The 3,792-nt window shown below is 48.9% G+C and carries 4 protein-coding genes and 2 pseudogenes; 2 read left to right on the top strand and 4 right to left on the bottom strand.

Features of this window, described 5'->3' with window-relative positions; translation table 11 throughout:
* Positions 1-122, top strand: a pseudogene (locus AK963_RS32585) (IS1595 family transposase); the annotation flags it as partial.
* A gap of 62 nt (positions 123-184) precedes the next feature.
* On the opposite strand, the gene AK963_RS26610 reads toward AK963_RS32585, so the two are convergent.
* From AK963_RS26610 to AK963_RS26600, 3 genes are all read right to left on the bottom strand, one after another.
* Positions 185-1,723, bottom strand: coding sequence for a tripartite tricarboxylate transporter permease (locus AK963_RS26610; protein ID WP_066018371.1), 1,539 nt, complete (start codon positions 1,721-1,723; stop codon positions 185-187).
* Positions 1,724-1,725: 2 nt separating this feature from the next.
* The gene (locus AK963_RS26605; RefSeq protein ID WP_066018370.1) at positions 1,726-2,208 is read right to left on the bottom strand and encodes a tripartite tricarboxylate transporter TctB family protein; all 483 of its coding nucleotides are present in this window, start codon (positions 2,206-2,208) and stop codon (positions 1,726-1,728) included.
* An 89-nt stretch (positions 2,209-2,297) separates the two neighbouring features.
* A complete protein-coding gene (locus tag AK963_RS26600) occupies positions 2,298-3,287 on the bottom strand; it encodes a tripartite tricarboxylate transporter substrate binding protein (RefSeq protein ID WP_066018369.1) in 990 nt (329 codons plus the stop codon).
* A gap of 149 nt (positions 3,288-3,436) precedes the next feature.
* On the opposite strand from AK963_RS26600, the gene AK963_RS33730 reads away from it, so the two are divergent.
* On the top strand, positions 3,437-3,613 hold the full coding sequence (locus AK963_RS33730) for a hypothetical protein (protein WP_175404673.1): 177 nt from the start codon (positions 3,437-3,439) through the stop codon (positions 3,611-3,613).
* Here the strand turns inward: AK963_RS33730 and AK963_RS36020 are convergent.
* Positions 3,603-3,792 (bottom strand): annotated as a pseudogene (locus tag AK963_RS36020) (IS630 family transposase); the annotation flags it as partial. The gene AK963_RS33730 and the pseudogene AK963_RS36020 overlap by 11 nt on opposite strands.

The following is a 3,792-nucleotide window of genomic DNA, read 5'->3' as shown; positions in this document are numbered from 1 at the left end:
ATTGTTATCGATTCAACCGGCGCTTTGATTTGAAAGCAATGGTGTCAAGGTTGGGTTACATGGCTGCACGAACTTGCCCCATGCCAGCAAGGCTTCTCAAGCTGGCTGAGGTACAGTGGTAATCAGGAAAAAAATAGCCCCGAAGGCAGGGCTATTTAATAAACAAGCTTAGGTGGATAAATCATCACCCTTCACCAACATTAACACCGGATATTTCCTGACTTTTATTTCTCATTTCCAGCAAACTGCGAACCATTGGCAAAATCAGTAACGCCAGGGCAATCAGGCAAATACTCAACGTCAGTGGACGCTCCCACAGGAAAGAAAGGCTGCCATCTGAAAGCGTCAGAGCCCTACTCAAATTATTTTCCAGAATACCACCCAGGATAAACCCAAGCAGCATTGGAGCCATAGGGAAATCCAGCAACTTCAGGCCAAGGGCAATAACAGTAATCATCACCATCATATGAATATCAAAGGTGTTAAAGCTGACCAGATACACCCCGGTAATTGAGAAAAACAAAATCAGAGGGATCAATATCGGTCTGGGAATGGCCAGCAACCTTGATATATAAGGAATCAATGGCAGGTTAAGAATCAGCAGAACCAGATTACCGAAGTACATGGAAATAATGACGGACCAGAACACATCTGGGTTATCCATAAACAGGCGCGGCCCTGGCTGAATACCATAGGCAATTAATGCCCCCAGCATAATTGCGGTAGTTCCAGAGCCCGGTATCCCCAGAGTTAATAATGGCACAAACGAGCCCGTGGAAGCCGCATTATTGGCCGACTCAGGTGCCGCCAACCCTCGAAGAGCACCTTTACCGAACTGTAACTTCTGCTTGGCGCTGGCCAGGTTGCGCTCAAGACCATAGGCCAGAAAGGAAGCAATCGTTGCCCCAGCACCCGGCAGTACGCCAACCAGAAAACCAAATACCGATGAACGGGCGACCGTTGGAGCCACTTCTTTTACTTCATCACGACTCAGTTTCATACTGCCCAGCGCTTCACTGTCCATCGCCTGATCCTGCTCACGATGCGCCCCCTTCATAACTGACATCAGTACTTCTGCCAGGGCAAAAGTGGCCATGGCAAGCAATAGAAAGCTGATACCATCAATCAAGTTGACATTATCGAAGGTAAAGCGGGTGGTACCTGACATCAGGTCGGTTCCCACAGTAGCAATCATCAACCCAAAGACGGTCATGATCATCGCTTTGAGGGTTTGCCCTTTTCCTGCGAATGCGGCAACTGCCGTTAGACCAAGAAGCATGAGCGCAAAGTAGTCAGCAGACTGAAAGCTCAGGGAAACAGAAGCCAGAAACGGTGCAGCAAACAGTAGAATAATGGCGCCGATGGTTCCTCCCGTAAACGAAGAGTAGGCAGCCAGTGCCAGCGCTTTACCCGCTTTGTTCTGCTGAGCCAGGGGATAGCCATCAAAAGCCGTGACGACTGTGCTGGCACATCCGGGTGCGTTAATCAGGATTGAAGACGTAGAGCCTCCAAAGACGGCACCATAATAGACACCCGCCATAAGAATGATGCCTGAAGAGGGGTCAAGGCCGTAGGTGATCGGGATCATCAGGGCAACAGCGGATATTGGCCCCAATCCTGGCAACATGCCAATAAACGTACCAGCAAAACAGCCCACCACCACCATCATCAGGTTAAATGGCATGACGGCTGTCGTTAAACCTGTAAATAGACCATCCAGCATAATCAACCTCCGGACACCATAAGAAACAGCTGACCAGGAGCCAGATATATATTCAGCAGTTTTGTCAGTACCAGCCAGATAGCTGCAGCAAAAGGCAGTGACGCCATCAGCAGTACTTTTGCACGTCGCTCACCGAGCAACCAGTATCCCCCGGCAAGAAACGCAGTGGTAGCCAATAGAAAACCAATCCATTGCAGGGCAACTGCAAACAACACAATCAAAGCTAGCAGCTTGGCAACCAGAGAAAAATCAAGAGATACTGGTGCTGGTCTGGCTTCACTTCGACTCTTTGCCATCGAGCTGGTTGCCAGCAACAAAAACGACAGCAGAGCACCTAAACCAGCCAGTGCATAAGGCAATGTCCTCGCATGAAAAGGCTCAAACTCATCCCCCGGCAGCAGGGGTATCTGCCCAGCATAGTAGCCATAGGTCAGTGACAGGCATAGAAATACCAGAGAACCAATCTGATCCTTACTCAACGTCATGTGAATAACCTCAGGTCTTAAGCACCTGTAAAAAGCAGCTGCTCATCAGATAGGGAAGAGACCGCCTGAGCCGACGGTCTTTTGGATGATTACTTGAGGAAGCCCAGCTCACGCATCAGCGACCCAACTTCTTCTTCTTGATCCCTGAGAAAAGCAACAAACTTCTGATCCGGTTTGAAGATTTCCGACCAGCCATAACGGGCACGTACTTCTTTCCACTCAGCGGTGTCGTACATTTGCTCAAGCGTCTGGACAAACTCGGCTTTCCTGTCTTCGCTCAGATTCGGTGCTCCAAAGAAACCACGCCAGTTAACGAAGCTCGTGTCATAGCCAAGCTCTTTCAACGTTGGTACTTCAGGAGCAGCATCAGAACGTTCTTCCCCCGTCATCACCAGAACCCTTACCTCACCAGCATCAACCAGAGTCAGCGCTTCACTCAGCCCGGTCGAGAGAATATCCGTTTCACCAGAAAGCAAACTGGCCATCGCCTTTCCACCAGCATCATAAGCGACATATTTCACACGACGTGGGTCACCACCAGCAGCCTTGAACGCCATGGCAGCAACCAGATGATCCATACTGCCACGCGCTGAGCCTCCAGCGACTTTCACTGAGCGGGGATTCTTAACAAATGCTTCTGCCACTTGCTCGAAACTGGTATAAGGAGAGTCAGCACGAACAACAAAAGCCCCAAAATCACCAATGGTAGCTGCCACCGGTGTCAGATCACGAAAGGACTGGGGAAATACTTTTGACAGTGAGCGGATAACGATTGGTGTGGAGTTTACCATCAAGGTATCGCCCTGCTGAGCCGCTGTTTCAATCAAATGGGCAATGGCTTTGCCGCCACCTCCACCGGACATATTTTCATATGAGATGGTGTCAACAAGGCCTGATTTGGTGAGTGCTTCACCGGTGCCACGAGCTGTACTGTCCCAACCACCACCAGCTCCACCAGGAATGAGAAAGTGAAGCTCGTCCAAAGCAATGGCTTGAACTGAAGCACCTGCAGCAAGACATCCGGTCAGGGCGGTAGCCAGAAAAGAGGAACGTTTTTTCGTGATAAGCGAACGTATCATTGAAGGGGCCTCACAATTGTTATGGTTATTGAGGTTTTTTTATTTCCTTTAAGGACAGGTTAACCAGCCCCCAGCACTGACTGAAGCTTTTGAACTTAACGGGTATTTTGTTCATAAAGTTCACGGAAGTTTTGAAATAAGAAACAAGCATGAACGTCACAGCCAACCTAAAGCAGTTTTTTGCCCTGCACCCAATAAAACTGAAAACCCGAATGATTGTCATTCTGGGCATTATGGTCTTGATCCAAACAGGGCTAGTGGGTGGATTTGCCCTGACCTACTTGAGTCAGGCATTATACCAATTGAATTTTCTAACTACTGTATAACTGCCCAATCACGGGAGCACAGACTGAACAGTCGACCAGCTTCGCTGCAAAGGTTATTCCAAGCTTCACAGCAACAATCTACAATATTTTCATAACCTGAAAATGCTTTGTTTGATAAGTCATGCTCCCGCATCCACTCCCATAGCCTTTCTGAGCTGTTTAACTCCGGTGCGAATGGT

Origin of the sequence: Endozoicomonas atrinae, from assembly GCF_001647025.1 — a bacterium.
Classification (GTDB): domain Bacteria; phylum Pseudomonadota; class Gammaproteobacteria; order Pseudomonadales; family Endozoicomonadaceae; genus Endozoicomonas; species Endozoicomonas atrinae.
The sequence above is the reverse complement of the archived record's forward strand: the minus strand, read 5'-3'. Positions and strand labels throughout refer to the sequence as shown.

Coding starts and splice junctions, on each gene's coding strand:
- AK963_RS26610 (WP_066018371.1), bottom strand. CDS start 1,723: ATGCTGGATGGTCTATTTACAGGTTTAACGACAGCCGTCATGCCATTT.
- AK963_RS26605 (WP_066018370.1), bottom strand. CDS start 2,208: ATGACGTTGAGTAAGGATCAGATTGGTTCTCTGGTATTTCTATGCCTG.
- AK963_RS26600 (WP_066018369.1), bottom strand. CDS start 3,287: ATGATACGTTCGCTTATCACGAAAAAACGTTCCTCTTTTCTGGCTACC.
- AK963_RS33730 (WP_175404673.1), top strand. CDS start 3,437: ATGAACGTCACAGCCAACCTAAAGCAGTTTTTTGCCCTGCACCCAATA.